Source organism: Kitasatospora sp. NPDC056651, assembly GCF_042792155.1.
Lineage (GTDB): Bacteria > Actinomycetota > Actinomycetes > Streptomycetales > Streptomycetaceae > Kitasatospora.
In genome coordinates this window covers 1-20,188 of the sequence record NZ_JBHTWX010000073.1, presented here as the reverse complement: position 1 = coordinate 20,188, position 20,188 = coordinate 1, and the positions used below count along the sequence as shown (strand labels likewise).

At 74.8% G+C, this 20,188-nt stretch carries 14 protein-coding genes and 1 pseudogene; 4 read left to right on the top strand and 11 right to left on the bottom strand.

Annotated features, from left to right (window positions below; all coding sequences use genetic code 11):
• Positions 1-61: 61 nt before the first annotated feature.
• Both ACFRAR_RS25690 and ACFRAR_RS25685 read right to left on the bottom strand, forming a co-directional pair.
• Positions 62-739: a response regulator transcription factor gene (locus ACFRAR_RS25690; protein ID WP_355255707.1), complete on the bottom strand. Its 678-nt coding sequence runs from the start codon at positions 737-739 to the stop codon at positions 62-64.
• Positions 732-2,201, bottom strand: coding sequence for a PspC domain-containing protein (locus ACFRAR_RS25685; protein WP_380700538.1), 1,470 nt, complete (start codon positions 2,199-2,201; stop codon positions 732-734). Before ACFRAR_RS25685 ends, ACFRAR_RS25690 begins: the two co-directional genes overlap by 8 nt.
• A 134-nt stretch (positions 2,202-2,335) precedes the next feature.
• Here ACFRAR_RS25685 and ACFRAR_RS25680 point away from each other — a divergent pair, with 134 nt between their 5' ends.
• Together ACFRAR_RS25680 and ACFRAR_RS25675 are read left to right on the top strand one after the other, a co-directional pair.
• Positions 2,336-3,772: a PspC domain-containing protein gene (locus tag ACFRAR_RS25680; RefSeq protein WP_380700537.1), complete on the top strand. Its 1,437-nt coding sequence runs from the start codon at positions 2,336-2,338 to the stop codon at positions 3,770-3,772.
• Complete coding sequence (locus tag ACFRAR_RS25675) at positions 3,769-3,978, top strand: hypothetical protein (RefSeq protein WP_380700536.1); 210 nt, start codon at positions 3,769-3,771, stop codon at positions 3,976-3,978. Before ACFRAR_RS25680 ends, ACFRAR_RS25675 begins: the two co-directional genes overlap by 4 nt.
• Positions 3,979-3,998: 20 nt before the next feature.
• Here the strand turns inward: ACFRAR_RS25675 and ACFRAR_RS25670 are convergent, their stop codons facing one another.
• The 8 genes and pseudogenes from ACFRAR_RS25670 to ACFRAR_RS25635 all read right to left on the bottom strand — a co-directional run bounded on the left by ACFRAR_RS25670 (position 3,999) and on the right by ACFRAR_RS25635 (position 16,604).
• Positions 3,999-4,283, bottom strand: coding sequence for a ubiquinol-cytochrome c reductase iron-sulfur subunit (locus ACFRAR_RS25670; RefSeq protein ID WP_380700557.1), 285 nt, complete (start codon positions 4,281-4,283; stop codon positions 3,999-4,001).
• Between the two features lie 225 nt (positions 4,284-4,508).
• Positions 4,509-5,033, bottom strand: a pseudogene (locus ACFRAR_RS25665) (DoxX family protein); the annotation flags it as partial.
• A gap of 214 nt (positions 5,034-5,247) precedes the next feature.
• Positions 5,248-6,843 carry a glutamine-hydrolyzing GMP synthase gene (gene guaA, locus ACFRAR_RS25660; protein ID WP_380700535.1) on the bottom strand — a complete coding sequence of 532 codons (1,596 nt, stop codon included), beginning with the start codon at positions 6,841-6,843 and terminating at the stop codon, positions 5,248-5,250.
• Positions 6,844-7,868: 1,025 nt separating this feature from the next.
• Positions 7,869-9,506: a hypothetical protein gene (locus tag ACFRAR_RS25655; protein WP_380700534.1), complete on the bottom strand. Its 1,638-nt coding sequence runs from the start codon at positions 9,504-9,506 to the stop codon at positions 7,869-7,871.
• A gap of 344 nt (positions 9,507-9,850) precedes the next feature.
• On the bottom strand, positions 9,851-11,668 hold the full coding sequence (locus ACFRAR_RS25650; protein ID WP_380700533.1) for a GMC oxidoreductase: 1,818 nt from the start codon (positions 11,666-11,668) through the stop codon (positions 9,851-9,853).
• Positions 11,669-11,769: 101 nt separating this feature from the next.
• Complete coding sequence (locus tag ACFRAR_RS25645) at positions 11,770-13,401, bottom strand: succinic semialdehyde dehydrogenase (RefSeq protein WP_380700532.1); 1,632 nt, start codon at positions 13,399-13,401, stop codon at positions 11,770-11,772.
• 147 nt (positions 13,402-13,548) lie between these two features.
• Entirely contained in the window at positions 13,549-15,324 is a 1,776-nt protein-coding gene (locus ACFRAR_RS25640; protein ID WP_380700531.1) for a serine/threonine-protein kinase, read from the bottom strand.
• A gap of 161 nt (positions 15,325-15,485) precedes the next feature.
• Positions 15,486-16,604 carry a protein kinase gene (locus ACFRAR_RS25635; protein ID WP_380700530.1) on the bottom strand — a complete coding sequence of 373 codons (1,119 nt, stop codon included), beginning with the start codon at positions 16,602-16,604 and terminating at the stop codon, positions 15,486-15,488.
• 57 nt (positions 16,605-16,661) lie between these two features.
• On the opposite strand from ACFRAR_RS25635, the gene ACFRAR_RS25630 reads away from it, so the two are divergent.
• Positions 16,662-17,204, top strand: a complete 543-nt coding sequence (locus tag ACFRAR_RS25630; RefSeq protein ID WP_380700529.1) for an SHOCT domain-containing protein — start codon at positions 16,662-16,664, stop codon at positions 17,202-17,204.
• 25 nt (positions 17,205-17,229) lie between these two features.
• Here ACFRAR_RS25630 and ACFRAR_RS25625 read toward each other — a convergent pair whose 3' ends face one another.
• A complete protein-coding gene (locus ACFRAR_RS25625) occupies positions 17,230-19,203 on the bottom strand; it encodes a protein kinase (RefSeq protein ID WP_380700528.1) in 1,974 nt (657 codons plus the stop codon).
• 252 nt (positions 19,204-19,455) lie between these two features.
• Between ACFRAR_RS25625 and ACFRAR_RS25620 the strand changes: the two genes are divergently transcribed.
• Positions 19,456-20,019 (top strand): hypothetical protein, encoded by a 564-nt coding sequence (locus ACFRAR_RS25620; protein ID WP_380700527.1) that lies wholly within the window; start codon positions 19,456-19,458, stop codon positions 20,017-20,019.
• Positions 20,020-20,188: the final 169 nt, after the last annotated feature.

Below are 20,188 nucleotides of genomic sequence, written 5' to 3'. Positions count from 1 at the left end.
CCCGCCCCGATCGGCCGCACCGGAACGGGCCGTCGGAACGGGCGGGCTCGGTGGTCCCGGGTCAGACCAGGCGGCGGGCGGTGGCCCAGCGGGTCAGCTCGTGGCGGTTGCTCAGCTGGAGCTTGCGGAGCACGGCGGAGACGTGGCTCTCGACCGTCTTCACCGAGATGAACAGCTGCTTGGCGATCTCCTTGTAGGCGTAGCCGCGGGCGATCAGCCGCAGTACCTCGCGCTCGCGCTGGGTGAGCCGGTCCAGGTCCTCGTCCACCGGCGGAGTGTCGGTGGCGGCGAAGGCGTCCAGCACGAAGCCGGCCAGCCGGGGCGAGAACACCGCGTCGCCGTCGGCGATCCGGAAGACCGCGTTGACCAGGTCGGTTCCGGTGATGGTCTTGGTGACGTAGCCGCGCGCCCCGCCGCGGATGACGCCGATGACGTCCTCGGCGGCGTCCGACACCGACAGCGCCAGGAACTTCACCCCTCCCTGCTCGCCCATCACCCCGACCGAGCGGCGCAGCACCTCGACGCCGCCGCCGCCCGGCAGGTGGACGTCGAGCAGCACCACGTCGGGCCTGGTCTCGGCGACCACGCGGACCGCCGAGTCCACGTCGTCCGCCTCGCCGACCACGTCGATGCCGGTCACCTCGGTACGGCCGATCTCGGCCCTGACCCCCGTCCGGAACATCCGGTGGTCGTCCACCAGCACGACCCTGGCCGTGCGCTCCGGAGCTGCCTCAGTCATTCGTTCTCTCCATCTCCAGCTCGACCTCGGTACCGCCGCCCGCCGCCGGCCGCACCCGTGCGGTGCCGCCGTTGCGCTTCATCCGGCCGATGATCGACTCCCGTACGCCCATCCGGTCCTCCGGCACCGTGTCGGGGTCGAAGCCGGGCCCGTGGTCGCGAACGAACACCGACACCGTCCTCCCCTCGACCTCGGCGTAGACCTGGACCGGTCCCCCGCCACCGTACTTGGCCGCGTTGACGGTCGCCTCCCTCGCGGCCTGCATCTGTGCCGCGATCCGCTCGTCCATCGGGCAGTCGCCGACGATCACCAGCTCGACCGGGACGCCGTGCCGGTCCTCGACCTCGGCGACGGCCGCCCGCAGCGACTCCGCCATGGTGTCCGGCGCGGCCTCGGCGGCGGCCTCCGGGCGGTACAGCCACAGCCGCAGCTCGCGTTCCTGCGAGCGGGCCAGCCGCAGCACCTCCTTGGGGTCCTCGGCCCGGCGCTGGATCAGGGTCAGGGTGTGCAGCACGGAGTCGTGGATGTGCGCGGCGATCTCGGCCCGTTCCTGGGCGCGGATGCGGGCGGTCCGCTCGGCGCCGAGGTCCTGCCAGAGCCGCAGGCCGTACGGGCCGAGCAGCACCAGCACGCCGGCCAGCACCGCGAGCGAGGCCTCGACCACCGAGCCGAGCGTGGAGCCGCTGCCCTGCATGGCGAGCAGTGCGATGGTGCCGGCCACCGCGAGCAGCACGCCGGCGCCGACCCGGGTGTAGGCGCCGCGCCGCTTCTCGCCCTCCTCGATGCCGAACCAGCGCTGCCAGCGCGAGTCGTCGGCCTGCCGCCAGACCAGCGCCACGCCGACGCCGATCGCCAGCAGCGGCCAGGTGTACGGCTTGGCGGTCTGCAGGCCGAGCACGTTCAGCAGGGCGATCAGGCCGATCACCGTCATGACCAGCGCGGAGAGCTGGCCGAGTCCGCCCTGCCCGCCCTTGCCGGCCGGCGCGGTCTCCTCCTCGCCTTCCACGGGGGCGGTCACCGGCTCGCCCTGGAGGGTGTGCTGGAGCAGTCGGCGCATCCGGCCGAGCCAGCCTGCCGCCTGGCCGCCGCCCTTGCTCAGCGGGCCGCCCTGCGTCCCGGGCGAGGCCGGGACGAACGCGCCGTTGAGGTACACCCACTGGGCGCCGCCGCGCTGTGAGGGCTCGCCGATGCCGATCGGCACCACGAACCAGAACGCGGCGTACAGCAGGGCACCGATCCCCTGGGCGAAGAACAGCAGCACGAAGGCGAGCCGCACCCACCGCACCGGCAGCCCGAGGTGCACCGCCAGGCCGTTCGCGACGCCGCCGAGCATCCGCCCCTGCGGGCTGCGGTAGAGCCGCCGGTAGGGCGGTTTCCCGTCGTCGGGCGCGTTCGGGTCGGCGCCGGCCGACGGCGCGGGGTCGGGGGCGACGGATCGGGGATCGGTACCGGGGGCTGCCACGCCACCGATGGTTCCACGCGTGCCCCCACGGGCGCATCAGGGTGTGTCCCCATCCCGTATCAGGGACAAGTCAGGGTACGGACCGGGGTCGACCCGGTTGGGCCGGACCCATCCCTGCCGGAAGGATGGTGTCCATGACCGAGGACCCCCGCATCGAGGAGGCCGGGCCCGCCGCCCCGCCGGAACCGGACCGCCCGCCGCTGACCCGGGCCGAGCACCGCCGCGTGGTGGCCGGCGTCTGCGGCGGCCTCGGCCGGCACCTGGACATCGACCCGGTGGTGTTCCGGGTCGTCACGGTGGTGCTCTGCCTCTCCGGCGGCCTCGGGCTGTTCCTGTACGGCCTGGCCTGGCTGATCGTCCCGACCGACGGCGAGGCCAAGGGCCGCGGTGGGCGCACCGAGCTCCAGCGGGTGCTCACCGGGCGGGTGGACGGCCAGTCGGTCGGCGCGGTGCTGCTGACGGTGATCGGCACCGGCGTGTTCTTCTCGTCGATGGGCGACGGCGACCAGATGTTCCCGCTGCTGCTGCTCGGCGGCCTGGTCTTCCTGGCGGTGCGCTACGACCCGGACCGCCGCCGGGGACGCGAGCGCCGCCGGGGCGGCCCGTACGACCGGCACTTCCCCGAGCCCGAGGGCCCCGCGGCCGCCGACGGCGGGGAGTACCGCTGGCCGCGCCCGGACCAGGAGGAGCCGGTCCGGAGCGAGCACGCCACCGGCCCGGCCGCCGGCTCCGGCGGCTACCTCTGGGACCCGCGCCACCCCGAGCGCAATCCGTACGGCGGCACCGCGGCCGCCCCGACCCCGCCGTACGGCACGCCGCACCCTCCGTTCGGCACCCCCGCGGCCCCCGTCGGCGGCCCGGCCCAGCCCTGGTGGCAGCGCACCGACCTGCCCGAGGGCGACCCGCTGCGCAAGGAGCGCGCCCGGCGCCGCCCCGAGGCCGCCGCCGTACGGCGCCCCCGGGAGCGTTCGGCGCTCGGTTTCTTCGGCTTCCTGCTGGCGGTCGGTGTCGGCGCCGCGGTCTGGGGCGCCTCCTCCGGCGGCCACCACAACCCCGCCCTGCGGGGCACGGCGATCCTGGCCGCCGCCCTGCTGGTGGTGGGCCTGACGCTGCTGGTCGGCGCGAAGTTCGGCCGGGCCCGCCGGCTGGTGGTGACCGGTCTGCTGCTCACCCTGGCGCTGGCCTTCGTCGGCCACTCGCCGGACTCGGTGCGCAACGCCGTCGGCGACCGCAACTGGACCGTCGCCTCGGCGGCCGACCTGCACGACCGGTACAACCTGGGCGCCGGGGACGCCAGGCTGGACCTGTCCGCGATCGACCCGGCCGGGGCCACCCTCTCCACCAAGGTCGACCTCGGCGCCGGCGACATGACCGTCACCGTGCCGGACGACGTGACGGTGAACGTGGTGGCGCGGGTCGGCCTCGGCAACGTCTCCGTCCCCGGCGGGCAGGGCGACGTCACCGGGCGGCGCGACTACCTGATCGGCCCTGCCAACGGGCAGCCGGCCAAGGGCACCCTCAATCTCGAACTCGGAATCGGGCTCGGCAACATCAAGGTGGTCCAGCAGTGAGGAAGCACCGGCTCGACCTGTTCTCGCTGATCGCGGGCGCGCTGTTCACCGTGATCGCCGTGCTCTACCTGATCGCGGCGGTCAACCACCAGTCGGTGAACGGGCGGATCGTCCTCCCGGTCGCCTTCATCGTGCTCGGCGTCGGCGGCCTGGCCGGCGCGGTCGCGGCGGTGGCCCGGCGCGGCCGGCCCGACCGGGAGGAATGACGGCGGCCGCCTCCGTGGCCTCAGCCCTGCTGCGGGCCCAGGGTCAGCCGGTCCCCGTCCTTGGTGACGGCGTACCTGGGCAGCGGCTTGACCGCCGGCCCGTTGACCACCGCGCCGGTCGCGGCGTCGAACCGGGAGCCGTGGCAGGGGCAGTACAGCCGGCCGTTCTTCGGCGCGTCCACGGCGCAGCCGGAGTGGGTGCAGACCGAGGAGAAGGCGCAGTACTGGCCGGCCTTGGGCTGCACGATGTAGACGGCGTCCCCGGTGGTCGGGTCCTTGACCTGGGCCGAACCGCCGACCGGCACGCTCCCGGCGGCCACCGTGGGGGCCGCCGCCGGGGCGGCGGAGGCCGGGACCGCCGACTCCTTGGGGACCGCCGACTCCTTGGGGGCGGCCGGCTCGTCCCGGCCGAAGGTCCGGGTCAGCGAGCCGGTGAGCAGCCCGGCCCCACCGATCGCGACCGCCGCGATCCCGCCGTCCACCAGGGCCCGGCGCTTGACGTGGTCCTCGCCCAGCCCGCGCGCGCGGTCCCGTCCGGCCCGGCGGGCCAGGTAGCCGTCCACCGACAGGTACGGCGTGCCGGCCAGCACCAGCGGGGTCCAGGCCATCAGGTACGCCAGGTCGTTGCCGAGGTAGTACGGCGAGACGCTCCAGCTCACGGTCAGCCAGAGGCTGAGGTTGAGCAGCGCGCCGCCGAGCGCGGCGACCCGGCCCCAGAGACCGAACAGGGTGCCGAGGCCCACCGCCAGCTCGCCGAAGGCGATGGCGAGCGCGAACAGGGTGGGGTGGTCGAGGGCGGGGCCGAGCAGGAAGGCGATCGGGCTGCCGCCCGCCTTGGCGGCCTGGGTCTGCGAGACGAAGGAGGCCGGGTCGCCCGCCCCGGCCAGGAAGTGCGCGTCGGAGAGCTTGTCGAGGGCGGCGTAGACGAAGGTGACGCCGAGGAAGAGCCGCAGCGGCAGCAGCGCGTACTTCGACGCGAACGCCCTCCGCTGTGCCGCCCGCTCGGCCCGACCGGCCGCTCCCCCGGCCGGCACCGGGTTGCTGGCCTCCGACATCCCTCACACCTTCCCTCACCGCCCGCCACTCCCTGACAGGTCCGGTCCGCATTCTGCCCGTTCCCGCCCGCTTTCGGTGGGAGGTCCCACCTGACGGGCGCCGCCCGCACGGCAAACGGCCGCGCCGTCGCTCCCTCCACTACGGGAACGACGGCGCGGCCGTTCAGGCTTCGGCCTCAGTGCGAAATCACGCCACGGCGGCCGGCGGGAGCGGTCACTCCCACTCGATGGTGCCCGGCGGCTTGCTGGTGACGTCGACGACGACGCGGTTCACGTCGCGGACCTCGTTGGTGATCCGGGTGGAGATCTTCGCCAGCACGTCGTACGGCAGGCGCGACCAGTCGGCGGTCATGGCGTCCTCGGACGAGACCGGGCGCAGCACGATCGGGTGGCCGTAGGTGCGGCCGTCGCCCTGCACGCCCACGCTGCGGACGTCGGCGAGCAGCACGACCGGGCACTGCCAGATCTCGCGGTCCAGACCGGCCGCGGTCAGCTCCTCGCGGGCGATCGCGTCGGCGTCGCGGAGCAGGTCCAGACGCTCCTTGGTGACCTCGCCGACGATCCGGATGCCCAGGCCCGGGCCCGGGAACGGCTGGCGCTGGACGATCTCGTCCGGCAGGCCGAGCTCCTGGCCGACCATCCGGACCTCGTCCTTGAACAGCTTGCGCAGCGGCTCGACCAGCTGGAACTGGAGGTCCTCGGGCAGGCCGCCGACGTTGTGGTGGGACTTGATGTTGGCGGTGCCCTCGCCGCCGCCGGACTCCACCACGTCCGGGTACAGGGTGCCCTGGACCAGGAAGTCCACCGACTCGCCGTGCTCGCCGGCCTCGGCGACGATCTCGGCCTGGGCCTGCTCGAACACGCGGATGAACTCGCGGCCGATGATCTTGCGCTTCTGCTCCGGGTCGGAGACGCCCTTCAGCGCGTCCAGGAAGCGCTCGGAGGCGTCGACGACCTTCAGCTGGACGCCGGTGGCGGCCACGAAGTCCTTCTCGACCTGCTCGGTCTCGCCCTTGCGCATCAGGCCGTGGTCGACGTAGACGCAGGTCAGCCGGTCGCCGATGGCCTTGTTGACCAGGGCGGCCGCGACCGCGGAGTCCACGCCGCCGGACAGGCCGCAGATCGCGCGCTTGTCGCCGACCTGCTCGCGGATCAGGGCGATCTGCTCCTCGACCACGCTGCCGGTGGTCCAGGTCGGCGCGATGCCGGCGCCGCGGTAGAGGAAGTGCTCCAGGATCTGCTGGCCGTGGTCGGAGTGCAGCACCTCGGGGTGGTACTGGACGCCGTACAGCCGGGCCTCGTCGTTCTCGAAGGCCGCGACCGGGACCAGGTCGGTGGAGGCGGTGACGGTGAAGCCCTCCGGGGCGGCGGAGCAGGCGTCACCGTGCGACATCCACACCGAGTGCTGCGCCGGGACGCCCTCGAACAGGGTGGAGCCGGGGCGGGACACGGTCAGCGGGGTGCGGCCGTACTCGCGGGCGCCGTTGTTGTCGACGGTGCCGCCGAGGCTCTTGGCCATCAGCTGGAAGCCGTAGCACATGCCGAAGACCGGGACACCGGCCTCGAAGACCGCGCGGTCGATCTGCGGCGCGCCCTCTTCGTAGACCGACGACGGGCCACCGGAGAGGATGATCGCCTTGGGGTTCTTGGCGAGCATCTCGGCGACCGGCATGCTGCTCGGCACGATCTCGCTGTAGACCCGCGCCTCACGCACCCGACGGGCGATGAGCTGGGCGTACTGGGCGCCGAAGTCGACCACCAGCACGGGGTCGTTGTCCGGCGCGGACTGGACGGGAATTGCAGAGGACACGGACGGCCTTCCGGCAGCGGGTAACGAGGTGTCGCGCGTGGCCGCCTCCCTGGCGGGGGGCTGCGGCGGCGGACGGTGTGGGGTGTCTGACCACCGATTCTACCGGGCTGTCCGGTTTCACTCGTCTGCACGTCCAAGGGACCGTGACCGCACGGGGCGGCGGTTCGTTGCTTCTGACGAACGTACGGCCTCGCCGCGTCCGCCAGACACGCCGAACCGCCCCCGCGGGGGCACCGCCGTACGGCAGCAGGACCACGCGTGGAGTTCCACCCCAGTCCACCGGCGCACGTGGTGCCGCCGCCCGGCCCGCCGGGCGCAAGGCTCCGTGGGACCGTGCGCGGGTGCCGCGGCCGGCCAGCAGGGGACAGCGACCCCGGCCGCGACTGGGCCGAGAGGTGGGACGGCCGGGGCCCGGGGACGCCCGGGGCCGGCCGTCGCACCCCCGGTCCGATCCGGTGCACGCCCCGGCGCACTCCCCCGTCCCGCCCGCGCCGCTACGCGTGTCCCCGTGCGCCGCAACCATCCGGGCCGCTACGCACCGTGATCATCATGGGCGGGCCCGACGGCAAATGCTCTGTGCCGAACTGCGCCGAACCGGTTGCAGAGCGAGCCCTTCGTCCAGCACGATGCTCGTTGTAAGCAGTGCTCCCGGCGCCTCGCGGCCCACCGAGGAGTCCCGCGACGATGTCTCCGCAACCGTGCCGCAGGGAGACGGCAACGGTTTCAGTTCACGCTCCGTGAGCGTGGGACCGGCGCAGACCTACGTGCCGACCCGCCCCGCGCGGGCGTGCGCGCCCCGCGCGGCCGGCCACCCATGCCGGAGCCGCACGGCGCGGCACGGCGCACCCGAAGCCAACCGACACGACGGCGCTCCTCCCCCCGGCGCCGTCACCCCAGCACCGGCGCGGCCCTGACGCCGGTGCTGGCAGACAAAGGGCCCCGTTCCCCCGCGGGGCCCTTTGCCGTGTCCGGGCCACTTCCGCTGCAACCGCCACCGCCGCTGCCGCTGCCGCCCGGGAGCGTGCTCAGGGGTGCTCGCGCCAGACGCTCGGGTCGACCGGCTCCTGTTCCGGGGGCGGCGGCACCGCACCCGGCGTCGGCGTCCCGCCCGCCGGAGCGGTCGGCGCCCGGTGCGAGTCGAGCACCTCGCCCACCCCGCTCCCGGCGTCGTGCGGGGTGTCCCGCGGCGGACCGCCCTGCGCCGGCACGCCCCGGGCCGGCGTCGCGTACGGCACCTGCGGCGGCGCCTCCGGGTACGCCCCGGCGCCCTGAGCCCCGGCACCCTGGGCCCCGGCACCCTGCGCCGCCGCGAAGGGCGACTCGGCGTACGGCACGGCGGTGTGCGGCGCGCCGACGCCCCGGCCCCGGACGGCCGACAGCAGCGGCGGCACCAGCAGCGCGCCGACCAGGGCCCAGACCAGGTTGGCCAGCAGCACGCTGACGAACACCAGCCCGGCCGAGGTGTCCTGGGACATGTCCACCCGGTTCGAACCGGGCCAGCCCGGAATCGACACCGCCCTGGTCATCTGCACACCGGCCACGGCCGTCAGCGCGGTGAGCGCCACGGCGTACACGGTCGCCAGCCGGAGCCGGTCGGCCGCGTCCAGCCGCCGCCGGTACGCCGACCAGCCGAGCAGGGCGGCCGCGGCGAGCGCCAGCAGGCCGCTCCAGCGCCAGTCGGCGGTCAGGCCCCGCAGGTCGAAGAACGAGATCTCCATGTCGCTGCTGCCGTCGCCCCAGCTCGCGTCCTGGCCGGACATTCCGAAGTGCACCCGCCAGGTCGCCCCCGAGCCGAAACCGAGCAGGAGCAGGCCCAGGTTGGGCAGGAAGGCGAGCGAGAGCACCGTCTCCACGCCGTCCTCGCTGTTCGCCGCGATCAGGACGAAGGCCGCCAGTGCGCCCAGGCCGACCGAGAGCGCCAGCGCCTGGCCCGCGGTCAGCGCGGCCACCGCCCAGCCGCGCACCGCCCGGCTGCGCCAGGCGGCCCAGCGCAGCGCATCGGTGCCGTAGACGGTGAAGGCCAGCACGGCGGCCAGGAGCGCGGTCCACCCGACCGCCTCCAGCCAGCCCGAGTCCGCGCCGAAGGCCACGCCGGAGTTCTGCCGCGAGTAGCCGTAGTCGTCGTCGAACCGGCCCGCCGGCTGCCAGGTCGCCCCTCCGGCCGACCCGAGCAGCAGCGCCACCCCGGCCAGCACCACGGCGGTGCGCAGCGCCTCGCCACCGGCCTGGCCCCGGGTCAGCTGGGCGCCGGCCGCCTTGCGCCGACGGACGCCGGCGCGCAGGCCGAGCCAGAGCGCCAGCGCCCAGAGCAGGGTGACGGTCATCGGCAGCACCCGGAACACCAGGTTCAGGTCGTTCTGGCTGTCGCGGCTGGACATCGGGTGCCCGGTCAGCTTGAACGGCGCGCCGAACGCGTTCAGCGTCATCGCCAGCGCCGCGCCGAAGCGGTCGCCGAATCCCGGCGCCGCGACGATCATGTCGCGGTCGTAGTCGTAGTCACCCGGGACGGCCGTGATCAGCGCCGCCACGAGCAGGACGGCGGTCGGGGCGATCGCGGCCCGGAGCGCCGGGCGCCAGTCCGAGCCGGTCAGCCGGCGCACCACCGGCGAGGACCCGCCCCGCGGGACGTACGGCTTCTCGTCTCCCCCTCCCCAGGTGCCCACCGGGGGCGGCCCGGCGACGGGCTGGTGGCCCGGGCCGGGCTGCGGCGGCGGGTATCCGGGCGGACCGGGCGGCGGTCCGCCCGGCAGGACGACCGCCGGCGGGGGCGGCGGGAACGACGGGGGCGGGGGCGGGGGCGGGGGGGGCGGCGGGGACAGCGGCCGCCCGCACGAACCGCAGGCCGCCGATCCCTCCTCCGAAGTCGCCCCGCACGACGTGCAGTCGGCCATGCCCGCGTTCCCCCCGCTCGACGAGTCCCTGGCGCCCAGGGAGCCCGTTTATCCCACCGGATCCGAACGGCTGTCAACCGGGAACCGGGGCAGCCGGATTGACCGGACGGCCGGGTTCAGCCGCGCTTCTTCGGGACCTCCGGGACCGGCAGCAGCGGCAGCCGGAGCGCGCCGAACGCCCCCTCCGGCACGGCCGGCCGCACCGGCGCCACCGCCGCGACCCGCCGGTACCCCTCGTCCTGCGCCGGGCGCCGGTCCGCCTCGCCCTTGTTCGGCCACATCGACATCGCGCGCTCGGCCTGCGCGGTGATGGTGAGCGAGGGGTTGACGCCCAGGTTGGCGGAGACGGCCGAGCCGTCCACCACGCTGATCCCGGGGTACCCGTACAGCCGGTGGTACGGGTCCACCACCCCGGTCTCGGGGGCGTCGCCGATCGGGCAGCCGCCGAGGAAGTGCGCCGTCATCGGGATGTCGAAGATCTCGCCGACGGTGCTGCCCGCGAAGCCGTTGATCTCGTCGGCCAGCGCCTGGGCGCCCTTCTCCGCGGCCGGGATCCAGGTCGGGTTGGGGGCTCCGTGGCCCTGGGCGGAGGTGAGCCGCGGCTTGCCCAGCGGGCCCCGCTTCAGCGAGACGGTGATCGAGTTGTCCAGTGACTGCATCACCAGGCCGATGATCGTCTTCTCGGACCAACGGTGCTGGTTCATCGAACGGACGAAGTTCACCGGGTGGATCACCGAGTCGCCCAGGTAGCGCAGCCAGCGCGGACCCTTCCCGCCGCCCTTGACCTGGGCGATGGACAGCGCGCCCATCGCGTTGGAGCCCTTGCCGTAGCGGACCGGCTCGATGTGGGTGTTGGCGTCCGGGTGGATCGAGGAGGTGATCGCCACGCCCTTGGTGAAGTCCGCCCGGGTGCCGTAGCGCCGGTCCGTGGTCTGCGCGCCCACCAGGGCCTCGGAGTTGGTGCGGGTCAGCTCGCCCAGCCGCGCCGAGATCCGGGGCAGGTGGCCGGCGTCCCGCATCCGGTGCAGCAGCGACTGGGTGCCGTAGGTGCCGGCCGCGACGACCACGCGGGCCGCGGTGACGGTCCGCGCGCCCGCCTTCACCCGGTCGGTCCTCGAACGCGAGTCGGTGCGGCGCACGTCCACCGCGAAGCCCCGGCCGTGCTCCCGGATCCGGGCCACCGTGGTGAGCGGGTGGATCCGCGCACCGCCCCGCTCCGCCAGGTACAGGTAGTTCTCGGTGAGCGTGTTCTTGGCGCCGTGCCGGCAGCCGGTCATGCACTCGCCGCACTCCACGCAGGCCTTGCGGGCCGGGCCGGCGCCGCCGAAGTACGGGTCGGCGACCTCGCGGCCGGGCGCGGCCTTGACCGGACCTCCCCCGGACTCCGTCCGGGAGGTGCCCCCGGCGTCCTCGCCGTCGCCGAAGAAGACCCCGACCGGCGCCATGTGGAAGGTGTCACCGACGCCCATCCGCTCGGCGGCCGCCTTGAGGTGGACGTCGGAGGGGGTGACGGTCGGGTTGAGCCGGACCCCGAGCATCCGCTGCGCCTGGTCGTAGAACGGCGCCAGCTCCTGCTGCCAGTCCGTGATGTGGCGCCACTGGCGGTCCTCGAAGAAGGCCTTCGGCGGCACGTACAGGGTGTTGGCGTAGTTCAGCGAGCCGCCGCCGACCCCGGCGCCGGCCAGGATCAGCACGTTGGCCAGCAGGTGGATGCGCTGGATGCCGTACAGCCCGAGCCGCGGCGCCCACAGGTAGTTCGACAGGTCCCAGGAGTTCCGGGGCAGTTCGTCCCGGTCGAAGCGCCGTCCGGCCTCCAGGACGGCGACCCGGTAGCCCTTCTCCGTCAACCGCAGGGCCGCGACCGAACCGCCGAATCCGGACCCGACCACCACCACGTCGTAGTCGAACTCCGCCGCGCCGTCGGACTCCACCATCTGCCACCGCTCCTTCGCCGGGTGAACCTGCCTGTGGGTACCGCGAGTCGGGCCCCGCCGGAGTGCGGGGCCCTGCGTACGGCCGTGGGGCCGGCCGGGGCCTACTTGAAGCGCAGCGCCTTGAGCGCCCGCAGCCCGCCGGTCATCAGCGCGGCGAACTGCTTGTCGTCCAGGCCGAACGAGGGCGCGATCGGCATCAGCCGCTGGGTCGCGATGGTCTGCGCCTCGGTGAAGCGCAGGATGCCCTCGGCGCCGTGCCGGCGGCCCAGCCCGGAGTCGCCCATGCCGCCCATCGGCGCGCCGACCGACCCGTAGGTGGCGGCGTACGCCTCGTTGACGTTGACCGTGCCGGTGCGCAGCCGGGCCGCGACCGTCCGGCCGCGCCGCAGGTCCCTGGTCCAGACGCTGGAGTTCAGGCCGTACGGCGTGGAGTTGGCGGCGGCCACCGCCTCCTCCTCGGTGTCGAAGCGGTAGACGGAGACGACCGGCCCGAAGGTCTCCTCGGAGCAGACCGCCATGTCCGGGGTGACGCCGTCCAGGATGGTCGGCTCGTGGAAGAACGGGCCGAGGTCCGGCCGGGCGCGCCCGCCGGCCACCACGGTGGCGCCCGCCTTGACCGCCTCCTCCACGTGCCGGCTGGTGGTCTCCAGCTGGCGGACGGAGACCAGCGAGCCCATGTCGGCGCCGTACGCGAGGCCGCCGCCGAGGCGCAGCGCCCGGGTGCGGGCGGCGAAGCGCTCCAGGAACTCGTCGGCCACCGAACGGTGCACCAGCAGCCGCTCGATCGAGATGCACAGCTGCCCGGCGGAGGAGAAGCAGGCCCGGACGGCGCCCTCGGCGGCGGCGTCGAGGTCGGCGTCGGCGAGCACCAGCATGGCGTTCTTGCCGCCGAGTTCGAGCGAGGCGCCGACCAGCCGGGCGGCGGCCCGCTGGGCGACGTCGCGGCCGGTGCGGGTGGAGCCGGTGAACGAGACGTAGTCGGCGTGCTCCACCACGGCGGGGCCGATCACCGGGCCGTCGCCGATCACGACCTGCCACAGGTCGGCCGGCAGCCCGGCCTCGACCAGCAGGTCGCGGGCCCACAGCGCGGTCAGCGCGGTCTGGGTGTCGGGCTTGTTGACCACCGCGTTGCCGGCCACGAAGGCGGGCAGGGCGTCGCCGACGGACAGCTCCAGCGGGTAGTTCCACGGCGAGATGTGACCGATCACGCCCTTGGGGCGGCGGGCCTCGACGGCGTGGGTGAGCACCGGCAGCGCGCCGCCGCGCCGCTTGTCCCTGAGGTACCCGTGCGCGGCCCGCCCGTAGTGGCGGGCGGCCATGGCGACGGCCGCCACCTCCTCGAAGGCGTGCAGCCGGGCCTTGCCGGTCTCCGCTTGGACGATGTCCAGCACCTCGTCCTGCCGCTTGAGCAGCAGGTCGTGGAAGCGCAGCAGGACGGCGGCGCGTCGGCGCACCGGCAGCGCGGCCCAGGCCGTCTGGGCGCGGCGGGCCAGCTGGAAGGCGACCTCGACGTCGGCCGGGGTGGACCGCGGGAGGCTGGCCAGCCGTTCACCGGTCAGCGGGGCGACGGTCTCCACCAGGTCGGGCTCACCGGTGGCGGTGACACCGGCGGCCAGCTTGGCGACCAGGGACGGCGGGACGGCCGTCGCGACGGTCCGCCCGCCGCCGGGGGCGGCCGGGTTGCCGGCGCCGGGGTGTTCGGTGGCCACTGCGTCTGCTGTGAGGTCCGACATACGGCGCAGCCTAGGCGTTCGGCGGCCGGTCCGGTACCCGTCGGTAACAAGAATCTGCCGCAGTCGGGTGAAAGCGGACTCCCCACCCGCGCCGGGACGTCCGTCGCCAGGGTGTCCGTCGCCGGCACGTCCTCGGCGGGACGTCCGTCAGCGGGAGGGCGCGAAGTTGTTGAGCACCGCGTAGAAGCGCTGCTCGGCCTCGTTCCACTCGTTGCCCTTCTCCGGGCTGGACGAGTAGATCGCGTAGCTGGTGCCGTCCTGGCCGATGAACTCGGTCTCGATCGCGCGCCGGCGGCCGCCCTCCTTGGCCAGGTAGCTGAACTCCCAGACCGCCGCCTCCTGGCCCTTCACCGCCGTGCCGGCCATCCGGTGCTGCTTGTAGTCCTTGAGCGACTTGGAGACGGTGGTCTCCATCTGCCGCATGTGCTCCAGCGGCTTGACCGACTGCCCGACGGTGACGGCGAACTGGAGGTAGTGCTGCTTGTTGTCGGGGGTGTAGAAGATCTGGTTGTCCCCGGAGCTGATCCGCTGCCAGGGCGGGGTCCCGGTCGGCAGCGGGAAGCGGAAGCCCGCGGGGTCGTCGACCCAGCGGTAGCCGCTGGGCGGTGGCACCGCGGGGGCGGCGTCGCCACTGGGTTCGCCGGTGGGCGCCGGCCCGGTGGTCTCGGCGGACCCGGTCGGTATCGGGTCGTCGACCGCGCCGCCGCCGCTGTTGTGCACCGCGCTCCGGGTGGCGAGGAACGTGCCCGCGGCCGCCAGCAGGCCGACGGCCGCCGCGATGCCGACGATCTTCAGCAGGTTGCGGCGTTTGGCCGGTCCGCGCGCGGGCGTGACGGGGTGCGCCACCGGCGCGACGGGGTGGGTGGGCGCCTGGGCGGCGGCCTGAGCGCCCCCGCTGGTGTCCTGCACGGCGGCGACGGCGGCGACGGCCGCGGACGCCTGCGGCTCGGTCGGCTCCTCCGACCCCTCGACCCCCTCGGCCTGCTCCACGGCCGACTCCTCGGGAGCCTCGCTGCGGTCCACCACCGGCACCGACTGGGTGGGCATCCGCACCGGCGCGACCGTCTTGAGGCCCATCGTGTGCCCGGCCCGCACCTCGGCCAGCATCCTGGCCGCCTCGTCCGCGGTCGGCCGCTCGGCCGGGTCCTTGGCCATCAGCGCGGACAGCACCGGCCCCAGCGGACCGGCCCGCCGCGGCTCCGGCAGCGGCTCGTCCACCACCGCGGCGAGCGTGGTGATCGGCGAGTCCCGGCGGAACGGCGACTGGCCCTCGACCGCCGCGTACAGCGTCGCCCCGAGGCCCCACAGGTCGGAGGCCGGCCCGGGCCGCTCGCCCTGGGCGCGCTCCGGCGCCAGGTAGTCCGGCGAGCCGACCAGGTCGCCCGGCCGGGTCAGCTCGGTCGAGCCCTCGTACTTCGCGATCCCGAAGTCCAGCAGCACCACCCGCCCGGTGCCGCGCTCCAGCAGCACGTTGGCGGGCTTCACGTCCCGGTGCAGCACGCCCAGCTGGTGGCCGCGGTGCAGCGCGGCGAGCACCTGGCTGCCGACCTCGGCGGCGGCGCGCGGCTGCAGGGTGCCGTCCTGGCTGATCACGTCGGCCAGCGAGCGGCCGTCGACCAGCTCCATCACGATCCACGGCCGGCCGTCCTGCTCCAGCACGTCGTGCACGGTGATCACACCGGGGTGCTTGATCCGCGCGGCCGCGCTGGCCTCGCGCTTCATCCGGGTGTGCAGGATCTGGAGGTCCTCCTCGGGCAGGTGGTTGACGGTCAGCTCCTTGACCGCGACCTCGCGGTCGAGCATCCGGTCCCAGGCCCGCCAGACCGTGCCCATGCCGCCCCGGCCGAGCCGCTCGCCGAGCTCGTACCGCCCGGCCAGCAACCGCTCCGCCTCGGCCGCCTCCGGCCGGTCCTGCACGCCCATCTGCGCCCGCTCCCCCACACATTGCGCCAGCCGTCACCGTGACGGAGGGCCTGGTGCAGACCACTGTTCGAACAAATCCCACGCACACATTAGGCGCACCTTGCCTCCCCGGGTAATCACGCCCACCCCCTGGACCTGAAGACCGGAATCCGCACGGGCCGTCAGCCTGCGAACAGCACCACGGCGGCAATTCCCGACACGAGCAGCACAAACACTCCGCCCACCAGTAGCGGGCCCAACAAGGCGGGGGGCATCCGCGGCGGTTTCGCCGCCTTCCCCGCCCCGAAGTCCCCGCCGTTCCCGCCCTTTCGGGCACTCCTTCCGACACGGGAGCGCACCGCCTCCCGGCCGCGCCCGCGCGGCCGCCCCGGCGCCTCCGGTCCCTCGGTGTTCCGGACGTACTCCAGCCGCTCCTCGTCGACCGGCTCCGGCGCCCCCGCCAGCAGCTCCGTCAGCTCCCCGCGCACCGCCTCCGCCGTCGGCCGCCGCACCGGATCGGGCTGCAGCAGCCGCTCCACCAGCGGCGCGAGCGGCCCGCTCACCACCGCGGGCTCGCGCCGCCCGTCCCGTACGGCCGTCACCAGCTCCGGCACGTCCCGCTCCGGGTACGGCGAACGGCCGGTGACCAGCCGCTGCGCCAGCGCCCCGAGCGCCCAGCAGTCGCCCGCCGGGCCGCCGTCCAGCGGCCAGCGCTCCGCCACCGGGCCGACCAGGGTGGCCCGCACCTCGTACCGGCGCCGCCCGGCCGGCCCGCCGAGGTCCTCGGCCAGTGCCTCCTGCGCCACCCCGGCGAGCAGCCCGCCGAGCATCGCCGCGCCGTCCTCGCAGACCAGCACCGAATCCGCGGTCAGGTTGCCGTGGGTGAGCCCGGCCGCGTGCAGCGCCCGCAGCGCGCCTGCCAGGTCCGCCGCCAACTCGGCCGCGCGGTACGGCGGCAGCGGCCCCTCGGCGAGCAGCTCGGCCACCGTCCGCCCGGCCGGCCGCTCCTCCACCGTCCACAGCAGCTCGCCCTCGACGAACGCGCCGACCCCGCGCAGCAGCCGCGGATGGGCGGCCGGCGCGGCCGAACCGACCGCCGCCACCCGGCGCACCAGCCGGTCCGCCTGCGCCGCCGCGGCCTCCTCCGGGTCCTGGCCGGTCGTCAGCAGCCCCGGCAGCTCCAGGGCGCTCAGCAGCACCGATTCACCGGTCCGCTCGTCCACCGCGTGGGCGCGCAGCGGTTCGGGACGGTCCGTCAGCCGGTACCGCCCCGCCAGCAACTGCCCCGGGCCGCCTCGCATGCCAGTTCCTCTCGCTCGCCGAGCAGCCTACTGAGCGGCTCCCTTAGGCTCGGCCCCATGGACTGGACCGATCTGATCGACACCGCCTTCGACGCGGCCGGAAACCACGGCAAAGCCAACCAGGCCGAGGCCGTCCGCACCGTCCGGGCGACCGTGCTCGACGGCGAGCAGCCGGTCGCCTCCACCGCCGGCCGTCACCCCGACCACTTCCGCAAGGGAGTGCTCGTGCTGACCACCCACCGGCTGCTCTTCCTGAAGGACGGGAAGCCGCCGGTACCGGTTCCGCTCGCCGCCGTCACGGACGCCACCGTGACCCGCACCAAGCTCAACGGCGAAGTGCTCCTTGTGGTGGCGCTGACCGGCTCGCACCGCTTCGAGGAGGTGGTCAAGGCCGAGTTCTTCGCCGAGCAGCTCCGGGCGGCCGCCCGGGCCGCCCGCGACGCCGGGCAGCCGGAACTCACCACCGCCCCGGCCGAGGCCGTCACCGGGCCCGGGGGCGAGCAACTGATCGGCCAGCTGGAGCGGTTGGCCGCCCTGCGCACCTCCGGCGCGCTCACCGAGGACGAGTTCAGCCGCGCCAAGCGGCGTCTGCTCGGCTGAACCCGTCGCCCCGGCACGCCAGGCCCTACGGTGCGGGCTGGAAGCTGTTGAAGACGACGTCCCGGACCGGGGCGTGCGCGGCCCACTCGGCGTCCGGGACGATCCAGTAGATCGAGTACCCGTACTTGGCCGGGCTCCCGGTCACGAAGCCGCGGTTGAGCGAGTGGATCCGGGGCGTGCCGCTGGTCCACTCCCAGTCCGCCGCGTTGCTCCACTGCCGGTAGGTGATCGCCGCCAGGTTGACCCGCTGGTAGTTGGTGACCTGGGCGCGCACCCCGGGCTCGGACTCCTGCCAGTCCACGACCGCGCTCGGCCTGGGCGAGGTGGTCCACTCGATCCGCAGCTGGCTGCCGTCGGCCGCGTTCTTGAAGATCCGCTTGGTGGCCTCCGACCCGGTCGGCTGCAGACCGTCCGGCAGTACGGCCGAGAAACCGCTCGGGTCCTTGTACTCGTGGTACCCGGCCGGCACCGCCCCGGTCTGCACGGGCGGCACCGGAGCGGCGGGCTCGGTGGCGGTCTGCGCGGGGGCGTCCGGCACGGTGGGGGCCGGCTCGCCCGTCGGCGCCGGCCCGGCCGGCGTGGGCTCGGCCGGCGCGGGCTCGGCTGGCGCGGGCTCGGCCTGTGTCGGCTCCGGCACGGGCGCGCTCGCCGGGGCCTCCGCGCTCCCGCCGGTCGCCGGGTCCGTGGTGGTCACCACCGGCGTGGTGGCGCCCGCGCTCCGGGTGGCCCCGGCGTTCGAGTCGCCGTCCCCGTTGCCGACCGCCTGGATCACCGCGACCACGCCCGCGATCAGCAACAGCACCACGATCACGGTGGCGATGGCCAGCCGCCGCCGGCCGGTGCGCGGGTCGGCCCCGGCCGCCTGGGTCGCCCCCATCCGCCACTCGCTGGTCACCGGCCGGATCGGCTCCGCCGCCGACTCGGCCGGGGGCTCCTGCGCGGGCTCCGCGTCCTGCGCCCGGCTGCCCACCCGGACCGTCCCCAGCAGCCCGCCCACGGACCGCTTGCGGCCGTCCTCGGACCGCTTCGACGGCTCCGGCGCCTCCGGTGCATCCGGTGTGTCCGGCCGCCCGGACTCCTCCGGCGAAGCCTCCGCGACCGGCCCCGGGGCCTCGGCCGCCTTCTTCACCGGCACCGCGTGCTCGGTGGTCGACTCGGCCCGCGCGGTCGCCTCCGCGACCACCCGCTTGAGCATCGACCGGGTCTGCGAGGCGTCCAGCCGCTCCGCCGGGTCCTTCGCCAGCAGCCCCTCGATCACCGGCAGCAGCGGCCCGGCGTTCACCGGGGTGGTCAGGTCCTCGGTCATCACCGCGGTCAGCGTGGCCAGGGCCGAGCCCCGGTCGTACGGCGGCCGCCCCTCGACCATCGCGTACAGCGTGCCGCCCAGCGACCACAGGTCGGCCGGCGGCCCGGGCTTCTGCCCGCGGGCCCGCTCCGGCGAGATGTACGAGGGCGCGCCGACCAGCATCCCGGTGGAGGTGACCGAGGCGTCGCCCTCCACGCTGGCGATGCCGAAGTCGGTGAGCACCACCCGGCCGTCCTCGCCGATCAGCACGTTGGAGGGCTTGACGTCCCGGTGCAGGATGCCCAGCGCGTGCGCCGCGCTGAGCACGCCCAGCACGTCCAGCGCGATCTCCGCCGCCCGGGCGGGCTCCAGCGGGCCGTCCTCGCGCACCACGTCGGCCAGCGAGCGGGACTCGACCAGCTCCATCACGATCCACGGCCGGTCGTCCTCGTCGACCACGTCGAAGACCGTCACCGCCGAGTTGTGCCGGATCCGGGCGGTGGCCTTGGCCTCGCGCAGCGTCCGGGTGATCAGCCGGTGCTTCTCCTCCTCCTCGACGCTGGCGTTCATCCGCAGTTCCTTGACCGCGACGGTCCGGCCCAGCATCTCGTCCTCGGCGCGCCAGACCGTGCCCATGCCGCCGCGCCCGAGCACGCCGTTCAGGCGGTAGCGGCCGGCCAGGAGGCGGCCGGTGGAACCCTGCGCCTGGGTCATTCGGAACGTTCCCCCATGTGCTGCCGACGGTCGTGATGACGGCGCGTCGGCCCGACCTGGGTCCGAACGCCCAAGCCTCCATCATCCCCTGTCCGGAGGGCCCTCGACCACCCGCCCCCCGCACCAAGCCGGGCCGGACCGGAACGGTTTCGGCGCTCCGTGCCCTATCTGTGATCGAAAACTCGCCAAGATCTGTCCGGGCCACTGCTACCGTTCGGCAGCTCATCGTCTTTCCGGGGGGATACGACGCCCATGACCGCACCCGCACCGGGCACTGACGGCCCATCGGCCCGGCCGCGCACCGCCCAGCACTACTCGGTCGCACCGGTCCAGGCCTCCCCCGAGGGCTACGTCGCCCCCGGCATGCCCGGCGCCCCGGTGGCCGGCTTCGAACCCGTCGAGCCCGCCCCCCGGGCCACCCCCCGCCGCCGCACCGCCCTGGCCGTGGCCCTGGCCCTGGTCGCCATGCTGCTCGGCGGCCTGGCGTACGGCAGCGCCCCGCTGCGGGCCGCCGACAGCCTCGGCTGGCTGGCCATCGCCCCGGCCGGCATGGTCGCCCTCCCGCTCGGCCGGCTCGGCGGCCGGAGCCGCTTACTGCCGCCGCTCGGCGCCCTCCTCGCGGCCGGCGCCCTGCTCCTCGGCCAGTTGCTGGAGCACCTCCGCCGGGCGCACGCCGACGGCCCCGGGCCCGGCGGCCTCCTGCACGACACCGTCACCACCTGGCGCGTCGACCTGCGCCCCCTCGACGCCGCCTTCTACGCCATCGCCCTGATCGGCGGGTTCATCCTCACCCGTCGCGCCGCCGACCGGGATTGACACCGGGCCCGGCCGCTCCGCCCGGCGCCCCCGTCCCCGAACAGCCCCTCCCCCGGAGAAGCCCGAAGGCCCCCGCCGTCCTTGGGTTCTAACGGTCCTCGCAACACCCGCGATCTGTGGGAGTTGCGAGGACCGTGGGCGTTAGGCGTGATGATCTTGCTGAGTTGCG